This window comes from Arthrobacter sp. NicSoilB8 (assembly GCF_019977355.1).
Classification (GTDB): Bacteria; Actinomycetota; Actinomycetes; order Actinomycetales; family Micrococcaceae; genus Arthrobacter.
On sequence record NZ_AP024655.1, the window covers coordinates 3,222,247 to 3,241,989 of the forward strand.

The 19,743-nt window shown below is 68.8% G+C and carries 20 protein-coding genes; 5 read left to right on the top strand and 15 right to left on the bottom strand.

All coding sequences use genetic code 11. The annotated features are described in order from the left end of the window. Positions 1-11 precede the first annotated feature (11 nt). The 6 genes from LDO15_RS14520 to LDO15_RS14545 form a co-directional block, all read right to left on the bottom strand. The gene (locus LDO15_RS14520) at positions 12-1,487 is read right to left on the bottom strand and encodes an aspartate kinase (RefSeq protein WP_223979709.1); all 1,476 of its coding nucleotides are present in this window, start codon (positions 1,485-1,487) and stop codon (positions 12-14) included. Positions 1,488-1,571: 84 nt separating this feature from the next. Continuing rightward, positions 1,572-2,843 (bottom strand): diaminobutyrate--2-oxoglutarate transaminase, encoded by a 1,272-nt coding sequence (gene ectB / locus LDO15_RS14525; protein WP_223979711.1) that lies wholly within the window; start codon positions 2,841-2,843, stop codon positions 1,572-1,574. 386 nt (positions 2,844-3,229) lie between these two features. After that, on the bottom strand, positions 3,230-4,150 hold the full coding sequence (locus tag LDO15_RS14530) for a M20/M25/M40 family metallo-hydrolase (RefSeq protein WP_223979713.1): 921 nt from the start codon (positions 4,148-4,150) through the stop codon (positions 3,230-3,232). A gap of 366 nt (positions 4,151-4,516) precedes the next feature. After that, positions 4,517-4,933: a hypothetical protein gene (locus LDO15_RS14535; protein WP_263428184.1), complete on the bottom strand. Its 417-nt coding sequence runs from the start codon at positions 4,931-4,933 to the stop codon at positions 4,517-4,519. 96 nt (positions 4,934-5,029) lie between these two features. Further along, a complete protein-coding gene (locus tag LDO15_RS14540) occupies positions 5,030-5,224 on the bottom strand; it encodes a hypothetical protein (protein ID WP_223979714.1) in 195 nt (64 codons plus the stop codon). A 5-nt stretch (positions 5,225-5,229) separates the two neighbouring features. Further along, positions 5,230-5,565: a hypothetical protein gene (locus tag LDO15_RS14545; RefSeq protein WP_223979715.1), complete on the bottom strand. Its 336-nt coding sequence runs from the start codon at positions 5,563-5,565 to the stop codon at positions 5,230-5,232. 244 nt (positions 5,566-5,809) lie between these two features. Here LDO15_RS14545 and LDO15_RS14550 point away from each other — a divergent pair, with 244 nt between their 5' ends. Both LDO15_RS14550 and LDO15_RS14555 read left to right on the top strand, forming a co-directional pair. Beyond that, positions 5,810-6,934, top strand: coding sequence for an LLM class flavin-dependent oxidoreductase (locus tag LDO15_RS14550; RefSeq protein ID WP_223987410.1), 1,125 nt, complete (start codon positions 5,810-5,812; stop codon positions 6,932-6,934). After that, the gene (locus LDO15_RS14555) at positions 6,934-7,395 is read left to right on the top strand and encodes a MarR family winged helix-turn-helix transcriptional regulator (protein WP_223987413.1); all 462 of its coding nucleotides are present in this window, start codon (positions 6,934-6,936) and stop codon (positions 7,393-7,395) included. The genes LDO15_RS14550 and LDO15_RS14555 overlap by 1 nt, the downstream gene beginning before the upstream one ends. Positions 7,396-7,425: 30 nt before the next feature. Here the strand turns inward: LDO15_RS14555 and LDO15_RS14560 are convergent, their stop codons facing one another. The 3 genes from LDO15_RS14560 to LDO15_RS14570 form a co-directional block, all read right to left on the bottom strand. Beyond that, positions 7,426-8,229: a transglutaminase family protein gene (locus LDO15_RS14560; RefSeq protein ID WP_223979716.1), complete on the bottom strand. Its 804-nt coding sequence runs from the start codon at positions 8,227-8,229 to the stop codon at positions 7,426-7,428. Between the two features lie 72 nt (positions 8,230-8,301). Continuing rightward, entirely contained in the window at positions 8,302-9,186 is an 885-nt protein-coding gene (locus tag LDO15_RS14565) for a hypothetical protein (RefSeq protein ID WP_223979717.1), read from the bottom strand. Positions 9,187-9,216: 30 nt separating this feature from the next. After that, complete coding sequence (locus tag LDO15_RS14570) at positions 9,217-10,701, bottom strand: M20/M25/M40 family metallo-hydrolase (protein WP_223979718.1); 1,485 nt, start codon at positions 10,699-10,701, stop codon at positions 9,217-9,219. Positions 10,702-10,858: 157 nt separating this feature from the next. On the opposite strand from LDO15_RS14570, the gene LDO15_RS14575 reads away from it, so the two are divergent. Next, the gene (locus LDO15_RS14575) at positions 10,859-11,533 is read left to right on the top strand and encodes a DUF1684 domain-containing protein (RefSeq protein ID WP_223979719.1); all 675 of its coding nucleotides are present in this window, start codon (positions 10,859-10,861) and stop codon (positions 11,531-11,533) included. A 4-nt stretch (positions 11,534-11,537) separates the two neighbouring features. Then, positions 11,538-12,023, top strand: coding sequence for a GtrA family protein (locus LDO15_RS14580; protein WP_223979721.1), 486 nt, complete (start codon positions 11,538-11,540; stop codon positions 12,021-12,023). 82 nt (positions 12,024-12,105) lie between these two features. On the opposite strand, the gene LDO15_RS14585 is transcribed toward LDO15_RS14580, so the two are convergent. From LDO15_RS14585 to LDO15_RS14605, 5 genes are read right to left on the bottom strand one after another with little or no spacing between them, the layout of a single operon-like run. After that, a complete protein-coding gene (locus LDO15_RS14585) occupies positions 12,106-13,323 on the bottom strand; it encodes a cysteine desulfurase family protein (protein WP_223979723.1) in 1,218 nt (405 codons plus the stop codon). A gap of 8 nt (positions 13,324-13,331) precedes the next feature. Continuing rightward, a complete protein-coding gene (gene nadC / locus LDO15_RS14590; protein WP_223979725.1) occupies positions 13,332-14,387 on the bottom strand; it encodes a carboxylating nicotinate-nucleotide diphosphorylase in 1,056 nt (351 codons plus the stop codon). A gap of 2 nt (positions 14,388-14,389) precedes the next feature. Continuing rightward, positions 14,390-16,312, bottom strand: a complete 1,923-nt coding sequence (locus tag LDO15_RS14595; protein ID WP_223979727.1) for an FAD-binding protein — start codon at positions 16,310-16,312, stop codon at positions 14,390-14,392. Further along, the gene (gene nadA / locus LDO15_RS14600) at positions 16,309-17,613 is read right to left on the bottom strand and encodes a quinolinate synthase NadA (RefSeq protein ID WP_223979728.1); all 1,305 of its coding nucleotides are present in this window, start codon (positions 17,611-17,613) and stop codon (positions 16,309-16,311) included. Before nadA ends, LDO15_RS14595 begins: the two co-directional genes overlap by 4 nt. Then, complete coding sequence (locus tag LDO15_RS14605) at positions 17,610-18,326, bottom strand: NUDIX domain-containing protein (RefSeq protein ID WP_120954465.1); 717 nt, start codon at positions 18,324-18,326, stop codon at positions 17,610-17,612. The genes nadA and LDO15_RS14605 overlap by 4 nt, the downstream gene beginning before the upstream one ends. A 207-nt stretch (positions 18,327-18,533) precedes the next feature. Here LDO15_RS14605 and LDO15_RS14610 point away from each other — a divergent pair, with 207 nt between their 5' ends. Next, positions 18,534-19,178, top strand: coding sequence for a maleylpyruvate isomerase N-terminal domain-containing protein (locus tag LDO15_RS14610; protein ID WP_223979729.1), 645 nt, complete (start codon positions 18,534-18,536; stop codon positions 19,176-19,178). A 38-nt stretch (positions 19,179-19,216) separates the two neighbouring features. Here the strand turns inward: LDO15_RS14610 and LDO15_RS14615 are convergent, their stop codons facing one another. Beyond that, positions 19,217-19,690 (bottom strand): Lrp/AsnC family transcriptional regulator, encoded by a 474-nt coding sequence (locus tag LDO15_RS14615; protein ID WP_223979730.1) that lies wholly within the window; start codon positions 19,688-19,690, stop codon positions 19,217-19,219. Positions 19,691-19,743: the final 53 nt, after the last annotated feature.

Below are 19,743 nucleotides of genomic sequence, written 5' to 3' on the forward strand. Positions count from 1 at the left end.
TAGCTCCTTCGCTAGAAGTGACGTGCCACTGTTCTGCTGTCCTGCGGGACATGCGGCCTGCCGTCCCGCAGGACATGCGCGGTTTCGTGGCCAGAAATCGCAGCCCACGTGCCGACCGGGGCGCCTACGGCGACCGTGAGGTTGCCGACGCGGCCCGTCCTCGCTTCCTCTTCCGCCGGAGCCACGCCGAATGCCCGGCGGACAGCACGTTCGGCATCCGCGAGCCGGTCGGTGTGGGTGACGGCCCCCATGCACGTCTCGGAAATGTCGACCAAATCCAGTTCAACGTCGGCGTCCGAAAGAGCCTTCAGGAAGGTGCAGAAGATTTCCGGGGAGGACCGCATGCCCAGGCCTGTGATGGATACCCGGCCCACGTGGCCTTGATGCTGCAAGCCCTGGAAACCTATGGTCCCTTTTGCCGCGTTGAGCACGGCAAGTGCGGGAGCTGCCTGGCCTTCGGGCAGAATCAGGGCTACGTCGGAGCGACTCGAGCCCGGGCCGGCCGCATTTTGGGCGATTGTCTGGACGTTGGCCCCCGAACGGGACAGCACATGAAAGATGCGCGCGATGCTGTCCGGCTGGTCCGGAATGCCAAGTACGACGATTTTCGAAGAAGAGTTGACGCCGGCCACTCCGGTCACCAGCGCTTGCTCCCGTGCGGGCTGGCGGCGTGAACTGCGGTCAAGGCCAGGCAGGATCAACGTCCCCGGCTCCGGCACGAATGAGGATCTCACGTGGATCGGAATTCCGAACCGGCGGGCATATTCAACACACCGCAGATGCAGTACCTTGCTCCCGGAGGCCGCGAACTCCAGCATTTCCTCACTTGAGAGGACATCGATCTTTCGCGCTGCCGGCACCACGCGGGGGTCCGCCGTGTAGACGCCGTCGACGTCGGTGTATATTTCACAGACGCTGGCGCCAAGTGCCGCGGCAAGCGCCACCGCGGTGAGATCTGAACCGCCGCGTCCGAGGGTAGTCACCTTCCCCCGTTTCTTGGTCCTTCCCTGAAATCCGGCAACGATCGGGATTTCGCCGTGAGCCAGGCAGGTGCGCACCCGGTCCGGCCTGACATCGGTAATGTGTGCTTTGCCGTGAATGCTGTCGGTGATGAGGCCGGCCGCACTGCCCGTAAAGGTGCGGGGCACCTGGCCAAGATCTGCCAGTGCGATCGCCAGCAGTGCGGAGGACACAAGTTCGCCGATGCTCAGGAGGGCATCGAGGTCCGACGGGAGCGGCCGGGTGGAAACCTCGGCGGCGAGGTCGCAGAGTTCGTCGGTGGTGTCCCCCATGGCGGACACCACCGCCACTACCCGATATCCGTTCGCCCGCGTCTTGGCGATGCGCTCGGCCGCACGGATGATGCCCGCGGCGTCCGCCAGCGACGAGCCACCGAACTTTTGCACAATGACACTTCCCGGGGGAATCACCTGGCCTGTTTCCTCAAGATGACGGTCGTTGGCCGCTGTTGCTTTGCGGGTACCCATTTCTCTCCCCGAAATTTGCATTATTCTTGCGAGCGGAGGTTTCCGCGAGGGGCCTGTCGGTAGCAGGCCTCTGCGTGCGGATCCTCAAACAGTGGACACCAAGGGGACCGGTGCTCCGGTCACAAACTCTGCGGCTTCGGCGAGAATATCGAGTCCCCTCTGCAGATCTTCAGGACTGATAGTCAGCGCAGGCATCGTCTTGAGAACCTCACCCTGCGGGCCGGACGTTTCCACGAGCAGACCGCGGGCGAATGATTCCGCCGCGATCTTCTCCGCCGTCTCGGGACTGGGGTAGTAGACACCCGCCAGCAGACCCCTGCCACGGACAGTAGCGCCTTCGACGCCGGCCGCGATCCGGGCCAGCCCTTCGTGCAGCTGCGAAACAGTCCCCGCGACTTTCAGTTCGAACCTGCCGTCCTGCCAGTAGTGTTCCAAGGCTGCGGTTCCCGTGACGAATGCCGGATTGTGCCCGCGGAACGTTCCGTTGTGCTCTCCAGGTTTCCAAATGTCCAGCGCCGGTTTGAACAGCGTCAGGGACAACGGCAACCCGAAACCTGAGATGGACTTCGAAAGGCAGACGATGTCTGGCTTGATTCCCGCATCCTCAAAGCTGAAAAACGTCCCGGTGCGTCCACATCCGGCCTGTACGTCGTCAACGATGAGCAGGATGTCGTGCTGGCGGCACAGGTCCGACAGTTCACGTAGCCAGGATGCCCGGGCGGCCCGGAGCCCGCCCTCGCCCTGGACAGTCTCCACGATCACCGCGGCGGGCTTGTCGACCCCCGAGCCGCTGTCTTCCAGGGCACGTCGGAACCAGAGAAAGTCAGGCGTCTGGCCGTCGAGGAACCCGTCATAGGGCATGCTCGATGCGTTCGTCAGCGGAACCCCGGCCCCGTGCCGTTTCATTGAATTGCCCGTGACCGACAAAGAGCCCAGGGTCATTCCATGGAAGGCATTGGTGAAGCTGATGATGTGCTGCCGGCCGGTGACCTTACGGGCCAGCTTCAGGGCCGCTTCCACCGAGTTTGTTCCGGTCGGCCCAGGGAACATGACCTTGTAGTCCAATTTCCGTGGTTTGAGGATCAACTCCTGGAATGTCTCGAGGAAGCGCCGCTTGGCAACCGTCTTCATGTCCAGGGAATGGACGATAGCACCGGAGAGGAGGTAGTCGACGAGCGGCCGCAGCAATACCGGGTTGTTGTGCCCGTAGTTCAAGGCACCGGCGCCGGAGAAGAAGTCCAAGTATTCTCTGCCGTCTTCGCTGCAGAGGGTGCTGCCGGCGGCACGCTCAAACACCGTGTCCCAGCCCCGGCAATAGGAACGAACCTCGGATTCCAAACTTTCAAAGATATCCATCTGTCGATGTCCCCCGTACTTCAGACGAGTGAAATGTCCCGAGCATTCAGACAGCTCAGGATTCCGGATGACGGGCACAGAAGGAGCGCAGCGTGGCAACAGTGGCGCGCTGGCCGTTCCTCTCGCGAGGCCCGTATTTTTTTCACCTATAGAGGTTTTCTATGCGTGAACTGGACAGAACAGCTATGCCTGCCCCACCTGACGGCTCTTATCGTAGTCTCAGGAAATTCACAGCACCTCAGTAGCCGGTACCTGTTTTTTTCACTTAGGGGGCCGCTACACTACCCGACTTGGCGGCTGTCCGGCGGCTCCGGCGCCGCTTGTGTACTCGAAATCGACGCCGGCGTTTGCCCCGATTACAACTTTGCGGCGAATGGCCTATTGCCTTAGCCCTTGGCCATGGCGTAGGCGACGGTGGCGTAGGCCAGGGCGCCCGACATTTCCTGGAGCAGTTCCGCGTTGGTGTTGGCGATGGTGTCGCAGGCCTCGTGGTAGCAGGGATCGAGGACCTTTCCGGCCGCGCCGCCGAAGGACTGGGCCTGGGCCTGGGTCTTCTTCTTCTCATCCCCGGTGAACAGCCCGCCGCCGGGGATGCCCGCGGAGAGGAAGGCATCGTAGTCGGAGCCGCCGTCAAAGGGCGTGGTCTCGGCCGTGAGCGAGTTCTCCTTGAAGAAGCGGAAGAGGACGTCCTCGATCGCCTTGGACCCGGCCGGTCCGGCGTGGCCGAAATCCGTGCCGTCCCCGTCGTGGACGGACCGCACCCCGTTGGGCGAGGCCGCCATGTCCACGTTCAGGTTCGCCGCGGTCTGGCCGATCTCGGCCTGGCTCAGCGCGTCGACGTAGTGCTGGGAGCCGTACAGGCCGTCCTCCTCGCCGCCCCAGAACGCGAACCGGACCCGGTTGGCCGGGGTGATCCCGGCCTCCTTCATCCACCGCGCGGTCTCCAGGACCGCCGCGACCCCGCTGCCGTTGTCGTTGATGCCCGGGCCCTCCTTCACGGAGTCCAGGTGCGCGCCGACCACCACGGTGTGCCCGGGACTGCCCCCGGTATCGGCCAGGATGTTGAAGGACTCCACCCTCGGCTTGCCCCGGCCCTCGCCCCTGAAGGAGAAGGTCTGCCGGACCGGTGAGTACCCGGCCGCGCGCAGCTGCTCCTCGACGTACCTGGCCGACTCCTCATACCCGGACGTGCCGGAGGCACGGGTCCCGCCGTTGGCATCGGCAATACGCTGCAGGGCCTTCAAATGATCCACCATGCCCCGGGACTTGAAAGCCGCCAGCACCGTGCGCGCATCCACCGTGCTCACAGGCTCCACCGGCGGGGCAGTGCATCCGGACAGGACTAAGCTGATCGCCGCCACGATTGCCGCGACAACGACTGCCACGGACGCGGCCGCAGCCCTGCTCCGCCTGGTCAATCGGTCACCCGTCACGCTACGAAGATACTTCGTCGGGTGTTCCAGAGGAAGGCCCGGGCCCTGCCGATGCGCCGCTCCGTCCCGGCCCTGTCCTGCCCGCTCTGTCCTGCCGGCCCTGTCCTGCCGGACTGGGGCTGGCACCCGGCTACGTCGGCTAGAGCGAGCCAGCCCCAAGGGGCTCGGCGGCGGCCGGGGCCGGGTCGGAGAAGGCCAGCCGCGGCACCAGGACAAGCGCGACGGCTGCGGCCAGACCGGTCACTCCGCAGGCTGGTCCACACAGTGAGGTACCCGGCGAGGGGCGCCGCGGCCCGACCGGCATCCCCAGGCGCCCCCCGCTTCGGTCAGGACGTGGCTGAGCAGGGCGATGCCGAACACCGCGGACGCGAAGGCCCCGCCGATGGTCTTCGTGGTGTTGGTCAGGCCGGTGGCCATCGCGGTGCGGTCCAGGGGTGCCGCAGCGGCCGCCGCCGAGGGCAGAGCCGCCACCAGGGCCCCGGAGCCAACCCCGGCGATCGCCATGTTTGCCAGCGCCTCGGCGAGGCTTCCGTGAAATGGCAGGAACAAGAGATACCCCAGGCCCACGAGGACCGCGGCGCCGACGAGCGTCCAGCGCGGGGTGAGCCGGCGCGTCACCGCCGGGTACAGCAGCGCGCCCACGAGCAGCGCCAGCACGTAGACGCCGATGATGATGGAGACCTGCCCGGCGCGCAGCCCGAGGCCGTAGCCGTGCAGCGCGGGATCGGTCCGGGCGAAGGTGGACAGCGGGGCCTACGCGCCCAGGACCGAGACTCCGAAGAGCCCGGCGGTCAGCTGGACCGGCCACATTGATGTGCCCCGCAGCATCCTGATGTCCACGAGAGGATCGGCCTGGCGCAGTTCGAACCGCGAGAAGGGAACGAACACAAGGATCCCGGCCGCCACGAGCGCCCACGGCCACCACGCGGCGGCTCCGTTGAGGCGCATGAACGTCAGCCGGAGGTGATGAACAACAGCCCGACGGCGAGCAGCGCGAACCCGCCGGTGTCCAGGCGTCTGCCACTGCGCTCACTGGACTCCGGCACGCCGAACCGGATGGCGAACCAGCATGCGGACACTGCCAGCGCCGGCACCAGGAGCACGATCTGCAGCTGCCCGGCGAAGGCCTCCACCAACGCACCGGCGGCGAGCGCCCCGGCGATGACACCGAACTCCAGTGCCCCGACGAGAACGCCGGCCGCGCGCCGGGTCCGGGCGGCGCCGTCGGGCAGCCGAGGATGGGCATGTAGTAGCCCTGCAAGACTCCGCTGGTGAATTCGACCAGACACAGAAAAGCTACGACACGTCGCATGGGGGCCTTCCGGGCGGGCGGGCACCTGACGGCATCCTAGGCCCGCGCGGCGGCCACAGGCAGGAAGACCGGGCCGGAAGACCCGGGCGGGAAAATCGGACAGGAAGGGCCGGGAATATTCGGCCGTGGCGGGTGTTATACCGGTCGATACATGCAAATGCATGTAAACCGCGTATAGTGGAAGCAGTTCCCGGATCAGACCGGCCATGGAAAGGCACATCATGCAGATCGGCGTCTTCAGCGTCAGCGACATCACCACCGACCCCACCACGGGCCGCACCCCCACCGAGCACGAGCGCATCAAGGCGTCCGTGGCGATCGCCAAGAAGGTCGAAGAGATCGGCATGGATGTCTATGCCCTCGGCGAGCACCACAACCGGCCGTTCTTCTCCTCCTCCCCCACGACCACGCTGGCCTACATTGCTGCCCAGACGGAGCGCATCATCCTCTCCACGGCCACCACGCTGATCACCACCAATGATCCGGTGAAGATCGCCGAGGACTTCGCGATGCTCCAGCACCTGGCCGACGGCCGCGTGGACCTGGTGCTGGGCCGCGGCAACACCGCCCCCGTCTACCCCTGGTTCGGCAAGAACATCCAGGACGGCATCGAGCTGGCGATCGAGAACTACAGCCTGCTGCGCCGCCTCTGGGATGAGGACACCGTCAACTGGTCCGGCAAGCACCGCACCCCGCTGCAGAACTTCACGTCCACGCCCCGCCCGCTCGACGGCGTCGCCCCCTTCGTGTGGCATGGCTCCATCCGCACGCCGCAGATCGCGGAAGTGGCCGCGTACTACGGTGATGGATTCTTCGCCAACAACATCTTCTGGCCGAAGGAGCACTACCAGCAGCTGATCGGCCTCTACCGTGAGCGCTACGAGCACTACGGCCACGGCAAGGCAGACCAGGCCATTGTGGGCCTCGGCGGTCAGTTCTTCATGCGGAAGAACTCGCAGGACGCCGTCAAGGAGTTCCGCCCGTACTTCGACAACGCCCCGGTGTACGGCCACGGGCCGTCGCTGGAGGACTTCACGTCCCAGACTCCCCTGACGGTGGGCAGCCCGCAGGAGGTCATCGAAAAGACCCTCACCTTCCGCGAGTACTTCGGTGACTACCAGCGCCAGCTGTTCCTGATCGACCATGCCGGCCTGCCGCTGAAGACCGTGCTGGAGCAGCTGGACCTGTTCGGCGAAGAGGTGCTGCCGGTGCTGCGCAAGGAATATGCCGCGCTCAAGCCCGCGCATGTCCCCGAACCGCCGACGCATGCCGGCCGGGTGGCCGCCGCAGTGGCAGCCGGCACCGGTGACGCCGCAGCGGCAGAGACCAGCAGCCAGGGCTCATGATGCAGGCCAAGACCACAGAATCGCCGGTGCGCCTGGCCGCGGAAACCTGGGAGTCACTGTTCCGTGCCCAGGTGGCGGTGATGCGCAAGCTGCAGGCTGCGCCGGCCTTCAAAGCCCTTGCCCTGAACGAGTACGACGTCCTCTTCACGCTCTCACGCTGCCCGTCCGGGTGGCTGCGCCTGAATGAGCTCAACGACAACGTCCTGCTCAGCCAGTCGAGCCTGAGCCGGCTGGTGGAGCGGCTCGAAAAGCGCGGGCTCGTTGAGCGCACACCGGCCCCGGAGGACGGCCGCGGGATCCTCATCCGGCTTACCGACACCGGCAGGGACCTGCAGAAGCAGATCGGCCGGGAACACGTCCGCGACATCGCCGCGCTCGTGGGCCCGGCCCTCACGGCCGCCGAACAGCAGGAGCTGCTTCGGCTGACCGAGAAGCTTCGCGCCGCGGTGGCCGGACGCTGACGCTCCAGGCTGGCGGCCCCGGCAGCCTGCCTACTGGATAGCGACGAGCTTCGCCGGGTCTTCCACCGGCAGTTCGTCAACAACGGCGGTGACGCTGATTTCCTTCAGGGACAGGCTGCCGCCCACGGTGGACAGGAATGCGGTGTCCGAGGAATCACGCCCGGCCGTGATCCGCAGCATGCTCTCCCGCGGTGCCAGCCCCGTGGGGTCGATGACGTGCCAGGCGCCGTTGATGTGTGCTTCGGCCACCGCGTGGAAGTCCATCGGGGCCAGGCCCGGGGCATACACGGCAGCCAGCCGGGCCGGGACGTTCTTGGACCGCAGCAGGGCAATGGCAAGGTGGGCGAAGTCCCGGCAGACCCCGCGGCGGTGCAACAGCGTCTCGACGGCTCCATCGGTCCCCCGTGAGGATCCGCTGACGTAGCGGAGTTCGCTGAAGACCCAGTTGCGCACGGCGTGGAGCAGCTCCTCGCCCTGCAGCCCGCCGAATTCGGCATAGGCTGTCGGCAGCAGCCGGTCCGACTCCGCGTAGCGGCTGGGCCGCACATAGCGGATGAGTTCCATGAGCCCTGGTTCCTCGGGCCGGGCCAAGCCGCTGACGCTGGCGGAGTACTCCACCAGCACTTCGGTGGGTTCGGCGAATTCCATGTAATGGAAGCGCCCTCCGTGGTGGTCCGAGAGCTCGGTCAGCGGCACGTCCCCGCCGTCCGCCGTCACCGAGAGCGACTCCTGCAGTGAACCGTAACCGGGGTTCCGGGCCACGGCCACGGCGAGCGCCACCTTGGTCTCGGCAACGGTCTTGAAGGCCAGGCGGGCGGCTACGGCGCGTTCCATGTAACTCCGGGATGTGAGGTGGTGGCAGGGAAAGTCGCCGTCAGCGGCCCGGGGATGTGCGGGTGGGCGGGACTAGTTTTTGATCTTCAGAGACATTAGCATCCGCTGGACGTCGGCGAATTCGGATCCCTCGTTGACGTACTTGGCCGCCTGGTCGAGGGTGTCGAACGCCTTCGCGGGAGCAACTTTCTGGTCCGGAGCCAAAGGTTTGAGCACCGGCAGGTCCCCAAACGAATAATCGCCCTTGCCCTCCTGGCCACGGACCACGTTCTGCAGCGCGCAGGCCTTCCCGCCGGCGCCGCCCACCACGTTGGTGATGCCATAGGAGCCGAAATACTTGTAGCCCTGGATGACCCGGAACACCACGTGCGGGTCAATCGTCCCCTCGCCGCCGGCGTGCGGCAGGTCCACGGGGACGCTGCTGACCACGACGTAGGCCCGTGCGTCGCCGTCCGCGCAGGCCGCGGCCGGCTGCGGCGGGAGCCCCGTCTGCAGGGTGGCCAGGTACGCGCCCTTGGCGTCTTTGACAACGATCTTCAGTGCACCCGGCAGCGCGCCCGGATCGACGGCCACGGACTGGACAATCCAGTCCCGCGGCACCTCGAAACTGACCGTCTTCGCCGGATCGGTGAAGACTTTCCAGTCGGCGGCGCTCGATCCCGGGGCGGAGGCGCTGACGGTGGGCGTCGGGCCGGAGGCGGGGGCCGACGTCGTACTCTCCGCCGTGCTGCTGCCCGCCGTGCTGCTACCCGCCGTGCTGCTACCCGCTGTCCAAACTGGTGCCCCCTTGCCGTCGCCGCTGCAGCCCGACAGGGCTGCCGCCGTGACCACGAGGGCGGCACCGGTGCGCAGCGCGGCGGCGCGAATCCACGCTGCCCGGGTCCTCGCTGTACGGATCCGGATAGTACCTGAACCGCTGGTGGTGCCTGATCCGCTGGTGGTGGCCGTCCCAGTCATGGTGCCAGCGTAGCCGTGGCGCCGCACGGCTCAGAGCTCCCGCATCAGCGTTTCGTAGAAGCGGACGCCGTGGCCCAGCGTCTCCAGCGCAATCTTCTCGTCAACGCCGTGGATAGAGCCGCGCGCCGGGACATCCATGAAAAACGGTGCGAAGCGGTACACGGCGCCGCAGATCCCGGTGAAGCGGCGGGAGTCGGTGCCGCCCATCATGATGTACGGGGTGATGATCGCTTCGGGGAAGACCTGGCCGATGCAGTCCGCCAGCAGTTCCCACGGGGCTCCGGATGACGGGGACACAGGCGAGGGGTCGTTGCCCTCCACGACCCGCAGTTCCACTTGCGGGTCGCGGATGATCTTCCGCAGCCGTGCCACGGTTCCCTCGACGCTCTCCCCCACCGCGATCCTGATGTTGGCGTTCGCCTTGGCCGTGGCGGCGAGGACGTTCGCCCCGGCGCTGCCTTCGAGCGTGGTGATGGCGACCGTGGTGCGGGTCATGGCGTTGGTCTCGCTGCCGAGCCGGCCGAACAACCAGGTGATCGGCCTCCGGAGCAGCGCCGCATTGGCGAACGCGGCCCGTAGCGGCGCCGGCGAATGCGGGCCGAACCGGCGCAGCATCTCCGCGGTCACGTCCGGCAGCGACTGCGGGAACGGGCTGCGCTCGATCCGTGTAATGGCGCGCGCCAGCCGTGCCGTGGCTCCCATCCGCGGCGGCGTGGAGGCATGCCCGCCCGGGTCCCGGGTCAGCAGCTCGACGTCGAGGATCCCCTTTTCGGCCACCCCGACGACGGCGGCCGGCCGGCTTACCCCGGGAAAGGCGCCGCCGGCGACTGCGCCTCCCTCATCCAGCACGAGCCAGGGCGTCACGCCGCGCGCGCCCAGCAGGTCCGCGGCGGCTGCCGCGCTGTCGCCGGCCGTCTCCTCGTTGTTACCGAAGGAGAAGTAGAGGTCATGCGCCGGCGCGTAGCCCGCCCGGAGCAGGCTCTCGGCGGCCTCCAGGATGGCCACGAGCTGACCCTTGTCATCCAGCGTCCCGCGGCCCCAAAGGAAGGTGCCGTCGTTGTGGCCGGAGAACGGCTCGTGCGTCCACTCCCCGGGGTCTCCCGCCGGGACGACGTCGTAGTGCGCCATCAGTACCGACGCGCGCGCCCCGGCCCCCGGGTCCGTACCGGGCCAGCGGTACAGCAGAGCCTGGCCGTTGACGCGCTCCAGGTCCAGTGCCTCATGGACCGCCGGGTACAGCCTCGGCAGTGCCGCGATGAAGGCCTCGAACCCGGCCAGCTCCGTCGCGTTCTGCTGCCCCGCGCCCTCCCCGGCGTTCTCCAGGCGGCAGGACACGGTCCGATACGTCACGAGCTCCGCCAGCGAGGCCGCCGCACGTCCCGCACTGCCGGGGCCGTCTGCGGCGGATGTGGCGGTCTCGCCGGCGGTGGCGTTGTCGGCGGTCTTGTCGTGGGTCTCGTGATGGGTCTCGTCATGGGCGGCGCCGGCGGTGGTGTCCTGCAGGGGGTTGCGCATGGGCGAAAGTCTAAGGCCGGACGGCGCGCAGGACCCGTTATCCGTCCCGGGACCGGTTGACCGTCCCGGGTCCGGAGCCGGCGGCGGTCTCCGCCGTCGGGCTCCGCAGAAATTCGGCGCAGAATATCGGTCGTTGGAAAGCGGATACGCTGGGGGCATGGCCGAACAGCACTTTGACGCATCGCATTTTGGGGAGCAGGGCGACGTGGCAGGCATGTCGGCGCTCGATATCGCGGACTGGCGGCTGCGGACCTTTGCCCTCTACGCCACCACGCGCAAGATTGCCGCCGACAGCCCGGCGGAAGCCCACTCCTATTGGCGCCACGAGCGGGACCGCATGTTCGGCACCCACCCGGCCTCGGCGCTGACCGCGGAGGCCAAGGCCAGCTTCGACGGCCTGAAGACCGCGGACTACGATCCGATCTACCGCTTCTACGTGCCGCTGACCCTCGAGGGTGCCGGCCGCGAGATGAATGTTGAGACCGGCACTGACGGTCTGGTCCGGTTCGTCCGGCTGGGAACCTTCGACCTGCCCGAGATGGGGCAGCTCGCGGTCTGGAAGCTCAGGGGCTACGGCGGCGGCATTTTCGTGCCGTTCCGCGACGCCACCGCCGGCCAGCCCGGCGGCAGCTACGGCGCGGGTCGCTACCTGCTGGACACGATCAAGGGGGCGTTCCACGGTGTGCGGGGCTCCGGGCCCAACGCCGAATTCGTCCTGGACTTCAATTTCGCCTACAACCCCTCCTGCGCCTACAACGAAGCGTGGGCCTGTCCGCTTGCGGGTCCGGCGAACCGGCTGGCCGTCGACATCCCCGTGGGCGAGCTGTACTGAGCGGATGGAGTCCGAGCTCACACAGCAGGCCCCTGCCCCCGCCGTCGTCCGCACGCCGAGCCTCCGGCGGCGCCGCGGAATCCTCCGCTACCCCGTGGTACGGCAGCTCATCCGGTTCACCGGCGTGGGCATTGTCTGCACCCTGACATCCCTGGCCCTGTACGCCCTGTCCCGGCCGTGGCTCGGGCCCCAGCCTGCCAACGCCGCGGCCCTGATCCTGACATCCTTCATGAACACCGCCCTCAACCGGCGCCTGACGTTCAAGATCACCGAACGCCGCCGGATGAAGCGCGACCACCTCAACGGCCTGATCGTGATCCTCGTGGCGCTGCTCATCACCGGCGGCAGCCTGGCAATCCTGCACTGGCTCCGGCCCGAGGCAACAGTGGCTGACGAGCTCTGGACCACTACCCTCTCCGGCTTTGCTGCCACCGCAGTACGCTTCACGATGCTGCGGCACTGGATCTTCCGCCGCGCCCGTCACCGCTGACTCGCCGGCCCAACCGCCACACTTCCCCATCTGACTGGCAGCAGGGGCCGTTTTGGGGGCTCAAAACGGCCCCTGCTGCCAGTTAGTTGGGCCGAAGCGCCCGGACCCCGGCGACGGCGGTACGGACCGCGGCCGCCGCCTCCTGCAGCTCCGCTGCCGTGATGGTCGAGTCGAAGCTGAACCGCACCGCCGTCTGGGCGACCTCGGGCTCGATGCCCAGGGCCAGCAGCACGGGCGAGGGCGCATCCGAGCCCGCCGCGCAGGCGGAACCGCTCGAGCACACCACGCCCTGGCGTTCGAGTTCCAGCAGCACGGACTCGCCGCTGGTGCCCGGGAAGCAGAAGGAAGCCACCGAAGGCAGCCGCTCGGTGGGGTGGCCGGTGAGTACCGCACCGGGGACACCGGCCAGCACGGCCGCAATGAACCCGTCACGGAGGGCCGCGACCCGCCGTGCAGGGTCCGGTGCGGAGTCCGGTGCAGGGTTAGAGGCCGGGTCTGGTGCCGGGACTGATGCCGGGAGTGATGCCGTCTCCCGGGCCAGCGTCAGCGCGGTCGCCAGCGCCACGGCCCCGGCGACGTTTTCCGTGCCCGAGCGGCGGCCGCGTTCCTGGCCGCCGCCGTGAACCAGCGGTTCGATCCGGATCCGGCCGCGGACGAACAATGCGCCGCTGCCTTTGGGCGCGCCCAGCTTGTGGCCGGAAATGCTCAGGGCGTCCACGCCGAGCGCGCCGGTGTCCAGCGGCAGCCAGCCGGCGGCCTGGACGGCGTCGGTGTGGAAAGGGATCCCTTGGGCGCGGGCCAGTGCTGCGAGCCGGGCGATGGGCTGGACCGTGCCGACCTCGTTGTTGGCGTACATGACGCTGACCAGCGCTGTCCCGGGACCCAGCACGGCGGCCAGGGCCTCTTCCGTGACCTGACCGAAGCGGTCCACCGGGATCACATCGACGGCGAAGCCATGGACGCGTTCGAGATACCTGGCGGATTCCTCCACCGCGGGATGTTCGACGGCGCTGATCGCCACCCGGTCCAGGCGAGGATCGGCGGCGCGCCTGGCCAGGGCGATGCCTTTGATGGCGAGGTTGTCCGCTTCGGTGCCGCCGGAGGTGAAGACGATTTCCCCGGCCCGGCAGCCCAGGGCCTTGGCCGTCGCTGCCCGGGCCCCGGCGAGCGCCGTGGCGGCCGCGTCCCCGAGGGAGTGGTGGCTGGACGGGTTGCCGAACTCGCCCGTGAGGTAGGGCCACATGGCCTCGAGCACTTCGCGGCGGACCGGGGTGGTGGCCGCGGCGTCCAGGAAGATCACGGTGCGCCTCAGCCGGCCGCCGGATCGGCGCCGGGGTGACCGTCGGCGGGAACTCCGGCCTCAACATCAGGTTCGACGCCCTGCCTGTCGTCCGGCAGGGTATCGGGCCCGGTTTCGGTTTCAACTGCCAGTTCGATGTCGAGCCCGAGGTCCAGGGCCGTCACGCTGTGTGTCAGGCCGCCGATCGAGATGACATCCACCCCCGTGGCCGCGATGTCCGCCACGGTGGCAAGATTGACGTTGCCGCTGGCTTCGACGCGGGCCCGGCCGCCCACCAGCCGGACGCCGGCCGCCAGCTCGGCCAGGGAGAAGTTGTCCAGCATGATGGTGTCGACTCCGGCGGCGAGCACCGGCTCGATCTGTTCCATGGTGTCCACTTCCACCTCGAAGTGCGTCGTATGGCCGAGCTGCGCCCGCGCGCCGCGCAGCACGGCGGTCAGCTTCGCCGGGTCGCCCCCGGTGAGGACGGCCAGGTGGTTGTCCTTGGCCAGGACGGCGTCGGAGAGGCTGAAGCGGTGGTTGGCGCCCCCGCCGCAGCGCACGGCGTAGCGTTCGAGGACCCGCAGTCCCGGCGTCGTCTTCCGCGTGTCCGTGATCCGTGCCGCGGTGCCGTCCACGAGCGCCACATACTCGGCCGTCCTGGTGGCGATGGCACTCATCCGCTGGACCAGGTTCAGTCCGACGCGTTCGGCCAGCAGCACCGCGCGGGCGTTACCGGTCACCCGGGCCAAGGCGGTTCCGGCGACAAAGGTCTCGCCGTCGCGGACCAGCAGTTCGACGACGGCGCCCGGGTCGGTCAGCTTCATCGCCGCGGCGAACACCTCCCCGCCGCTCAACACGCCGGGCACGCGGGCGTTCAGCACCGCGGTCGCGCGCGCCTTCGCGGGGATAAGTGTCTGCGAGGTGATGTCTCCGTACGGGGCGTCCTCCTGCAGCGCCGCGCGCAGGACGGCCAGGACGGCGGCCTCGGGCAGGCTCCCGTCGAGCGCCGCGGTGCGGGAGGTCACGGTGCGGGAGGTCACGGTGCGGGAGGTCGCGGTTTCCGGGGCAGCGGTTGCTGTCATGGCTAGATCCTTTGCATGGAGCGGGCGGCGGCCGGATGCCGGCGGCCGGAGGTCAATGATGCGGGACCGGACTGCCCTGCGGTCCCGGCCGGTTGTGCCGTGCGGTTCGGATGGGCGGGGCCGGCATAACCGGCCTCGGCCAACACGGCAGTGTCCGCAGGCCCGGCGGTGCCGGCCATCACGGCTGAATCTGCCCGGTAGTGGGCGCCGACTGATTGCGTGCGCTGCCGGGCCGCCGTGACGAGGAGTCGAGCGGCCAGCAGCAGGTTCCGGTCCTCATGGGCATCCTGGCTGAGCCAGACGCTGCGGCCGGCGCGGACACTGTTTCCAAGGTCTGCAGTTTCAAGGTCTGTGGCCCACTGCGCCAGCTGGGCCGCGGCGGCGTCGAGCTCGGTTCCGGTGCGCGTGACTCCTGCCGCGGAGGTCATGAGCCGGCCGAGGGCCGCTCGGCTGAACGGCGCCGCCGATGCACCGGGTGCGCCCGGTGCGCTCGCGGCGCCAGCTTCCGGAGAAACTGCCACGGGCAGGACAAGGCTGCCCGGGTGGACGTCCCCGCAAGCCGGTGTCAGCCAGGCCGTGTCCGGTACGGGTGCGTGCAGGAAGTCCTCGACGGCGCGACGGCCGAACACGAGGCCCTCCAGCAGCGAGTTGCTCGCCAGCCGGTTGGCGCCCTGGGCGCCCGTGCGGGCTACCTCGCCGGCGGCATACAGGCCCGGAACGGACGTGCGGCCCCACAGGTCGGTGCACACCCCGCCCATCCAGTAGTGGGCCGCCGGAGACACGGGGATCGGCTCGGTGGTCCAGTCATAGCCGGCAGCCCGGGTGGCCGCCGTGATGGTCGGGAACCGCCGGAGAAGGAAGCCCGCGCCGCGGGCCGCCTCGATGCCCCGGGCATCCAGGTAGACCGGGCTGTCCGGTGCGGCCCCCGCGGCGGCCAGGTGCAGGGCAATGCTGCGGGAGACGACGTCGCGCGGGGCGAGTTCGGCATCCGGGTGGTAGCCGGGCATGAAGCGGTAGCCTGCGGAGTCCAGGAGCACCGCCCCCTCGCCGCGGACAGCTTCGGAGATGAGCAGGGCAGGCGGGCCGCCCGGGATTTCCTCGGCGGCAAGGGTGGTGGGGTGGAACTGGAAGAACTCGAGATCCCGTACCGCGGCGCCGGCGCGCCAGGCCAGGGCGAGGCCGTCGGCGGTGGCAACGGCCGGATTGCTGGTGCGGGCAAAAAGCCGGCCGGCACCCCCGGTGGCGAGGAGGACGGCGTCGGCAGCCAGCTCCTGGGGCCGGCCGCCGGCCAGATACGCCACACCGGTGACCCGGGCCGGCGTCGGCGGCGTTAGGCCGGACTGTGACAGGGTGCCCGGCAGCGCAACGGGTTCGGGCCCTGCCTCGGGTGCCGTCAGGAGGTCGGTGACGAACGCGGTGGTCTCCACCCGGAGCCGGCCCTGGACCGTGCGTTCCAGGACGGCGCGCTCCAGGACGGCCGCGACGAGGCCGCGGGCAATGCAGGCACCGGTCGCGTCCCCGCCGGCGTGGAGGATCCGCGGCGCGGAATGGGCGGCTTCGAGGCCCAGGGCCGGTCCGCCGTCGGGCCGCACGTCGAAGTGCACGCCGTAGCGGGCCAGGCCGGCGATGTCCCGGACGGCCTCCGTGCACAGGACCCGGACGGCCTCGGCGTCGTTCAGCCCGGCGCCGGCAGCGAGGGTGTCGGCGACGTGGGCCGCCACGGAGTCCCCGGGGGCGGCATCCTTCGGCGCCAGGACGGCGGAGACGCCGCCCTGGGCGTAGAACGTGTTGCTCTGCTCCAGCGTCCCCTTGCTGAGCAGGACCACCTCGATGTCACGGCCGCTGTCGGTGGCGGCGTCGGAGGCGAGCAGCGCGGCGTAGAGCCCGGCTATCCCGCTGCCGACAATCACGAGCCGCCTGGTCACGGCCGCGCCGCCAGCATGCGCTCGAGTGCCACCTTTGCCGGTGCGGCGACGTCTTCATCCACCGTGATGCGGTTGACCACTTCGCCCCGGACGAGCGCTTCCAGGACCCAGGCAAGGTAGCCGGGGTGGATGCGGTACATCGTGGAGCAGGGGCAGATCACCGGGTCGAGGCAGAAGATGGTGTGCTGCGGGTATTCCGCGGCCAGCCGGTTGACGAGGTTGATCTCGGTGCCGACGGCGAAGGTGGTGGGCTCCGTGGCGGCGGCGATGGCCTTGCGGATGAAGTCGGTGGAGCCGGCGGAGTCTGCGGCGTCGACCACCTCCATGGGGCATTCGGGGTGCACGATGACCTGCACGCCGGGGAACTCGGCCCGTGCCTTTTCGATCTGGCCGACGTTGAAGCGCTTGTGGACGGAGCAGAAACCGTGCCAGAGGATCACGCGCGAGTCCTGCAGCGCCTGCTCATTGTTGCCGCCGAGGTCCTTGCGCGGGTTCCACATGGGCATCTGTTCCAGCGGCACGCCCATGGCCTTCGCGGTGTTGCGGCCCAGGTGCTGGTCCGGGAAGAACAGCACACGCTGGCCGCGTTCGAACGCCCATTCGAGTACCGTGGCGGCGTTCGAGGACGTGCAGACGATGCCGCCGTGCTCGCCGCAGAAGCCCTTGAGCGCGGCCGAGGAGTTCATGTAGGTGACCGGGATGACGGGGACCCGGCCGTCGGCGTCGGGCTCGGTGCCGAAGAGCTCCTCCAGCTGCTCCCAGCACTCGGTGACCGAGTCGATGTCCGCCATGTCCGCCATGGAACAGCCCGCTGCGAGGTTGGGCAGGATCACGGCCTGGTCCGGTCGGGACAGGATGTCAGCGGTTTCGGCCATGAAGTGCACGCCGCAGAAGATGATGGCCTCGGCGTCGGGCCGGGTCAGCGCGGCATTGGCGAGCTGGAAGGAATCGCCCACGAAGTCGGCATATTCGATCACTTCGTCGCGCTGGTAGAAGTGCCCGAGCACGACGGCGCGGTCCCCCAGCGCCGCTTTGGCGGCACGGATCCGGGCGTCGAGTTCGGCGTCGCTGGCCAGCTTGTACTCCTCCGGCAGCTGGCCCTGCCGAGGGGTCGCCGCCGGGGCGACGTCGGCTGAGGAGGCGCCGGGGCCGTAGGCGGGCACTCCGGCGAGGGCCTCGGCGAGGTCGAAGTCCCAAGGCCCGCGGGCCAGGGCGGGGCTGCAGGTGCTGGCTGCCGCGCTTGCCATGGTGGCGGCCTGCTCGCGCGTGATCAGCTGGATGGCCGTGTTGACGCTGCTCATGGTGTGCTCCTGTTGTCTGGGTCAAGGCCGGGGCGGCCGGTAAAGCGGTAGAGGCGGGGCGGGCGGTGTTTGCCGCCCTGCAGGTATTGATCGGTTTCTTCGATTTCCGGCGTGGCCTTGACCTGCCGGCGGAAGTTGGCGGGATCCAGTTCGCGGTCCAGGACGGCCTCGTAGACTTCCCGGACCTGGGCGAGGGTGAAGTACTCGCCCAGCAGGTGGTAGGCGATGGACCCGTAGGCCATCTTGTTGCGCAGCCGCCACAGGGCGTAGTCGATGATGGCGTTGTGGTCGAAGGCGAGCTCGCCGAGCCGGTCGGCGCGGAACCAGCGCACGTTCTCCGATTCGTCCGCGAGCGCGGCCTCCGTGGGCTGGACCAGCGCCCAGTAGACGATCGAGACGACGCGCTGGGTGGGTGAACGGTGCAGGCCGCCGAAGGCGTAGAGCTGCTCGAGGTAGTTCGGGGCGAGGCCCGTGGTTTCGCGCAGGTTCCGCGACGCGGCGTCCTGGAGGGACTCGGCGTGCGTGAGCGGCCCCCCGGGCAGCGCCCAGAGCCCCTTGAACGGTTCGCGGATGCGGCGCACCAGCGGGATCCAGAGCGTGGGCCGGCCGGAACGCTCGCTGGGACGCAGCGCGAAGATCACCGTGGAGATGGCCAGCGATGGCGGCGCGAGCTGGCGCTCCGAGACGTTGGCTGCTGCGGTGTAAACGGTCATCCCCGCCTTCTTGGGTCCCCGGCCGGGGTCCGCGATGGGACTGGCCGGACGGCTCCGGCCTGACCGCCGGACTAGTTATAGTCAAAATGACTAGAACTAATGATACGACTGTGCCGTCCGGGCGCAAAATGTTTCAGGTCACATGAGCGGGCCCGGGCGCGGGGCCAGGCTTGTACGCCGGAGCCGGCACCGGTATAAATCGAGGCTATGGACGCAGAAGATATGGACCCGGAGGGTATGGACGCAGAAGCAGTCAGGGACTGTTACGCGGGAGCGGCCCAGGCGTTCCGGGACCTGACCGCGCAGGTGCACGAACACGACTGGTCACGGCCGGCCCTGGGCGAATGGGATGTCCGGGCACTGACCGGCCACACCAGCCGCGCCCTGACAACCGTGGAGACCTACCTCGCCACCCCGGCCGCCGGGAAGCGGGTGGCGGGTCCGGTGGAATACTTCCTGGCCGTCCGGGGCGCGGCCTCGCCCTCGGCGATCGCGCAGCGCGGCAAGGAAACCGGCGACGCCCTGGGCGAGGACCCGGCCGCAGCGGTGCGGGAGATTGTCCAACGCGTCACGGCCCTTCTCAGGAACACACCGGACGATGCCTTGGTGGCCACCCCCGCCGGGGCGATGACGCTCATTGACTACCTGCCGACCCGCGTCTTCGAGCTGGCCGTGCACACCCTGGACCTGGCGCGCGCCCTGGAGCTCCCGCCGCCCGCCTCCCTGGCCCCCGCGGTGGCCGCGTCCCTAAAACTCGCCGGAGCCATCGGCGCCCGGCTGCCGTCGGCCGGTGAGCTGCTGCTCCTGATCACCGGCCGGACCGGCCTGCCTGAAAACCTGAGCGTCGTTTAGCCCTCCATCCGTTCACCGCCGGCCGGCGGCGCCCCGGCTCAGCGGTTGGCGGCGGCGGCTTCCAGCAGCGGCAACGTGCGCCCCTGGAAGTGGGTGTTGAGGACGATCACCGAGGAGGAGCGCAGGACCGTCCGCGTGGCGATCATGGCATCGAGGACGCGCTGGAGGTCCGAATTGGAGCGGGCGGCGATGCGGGCCATGAGGTCCGAACTGCCGGAGACGGTGTGGATCTCTATCAATTCGGGAATCCGCGCGAGGGCCTCCACGACGGCGTCGTGCCCGAGATCCTGGTTGATCGTGAGGGAACAGAACGCCACTACCGGGAAGCCGAAGTGAGCCGGGTCCGGCTGCGGCACCCACGAGCCGATCACGCCGCCGCTCTGCATCCGGTCCAGCCGTGACTGCACGGTGGCGCGGGCAACCTTCAGGACCCGGGAGGCTTCCAGGACCGACGCCCGTGGGGAATCCGTGAAAAATCGGACAATCTTTGCATCCAGCGAATCCACGTCCATGAATTTTTCCCTCCCTAGCGGTCTCGACCGGACAAACCGCCGCCGGTTCCCCG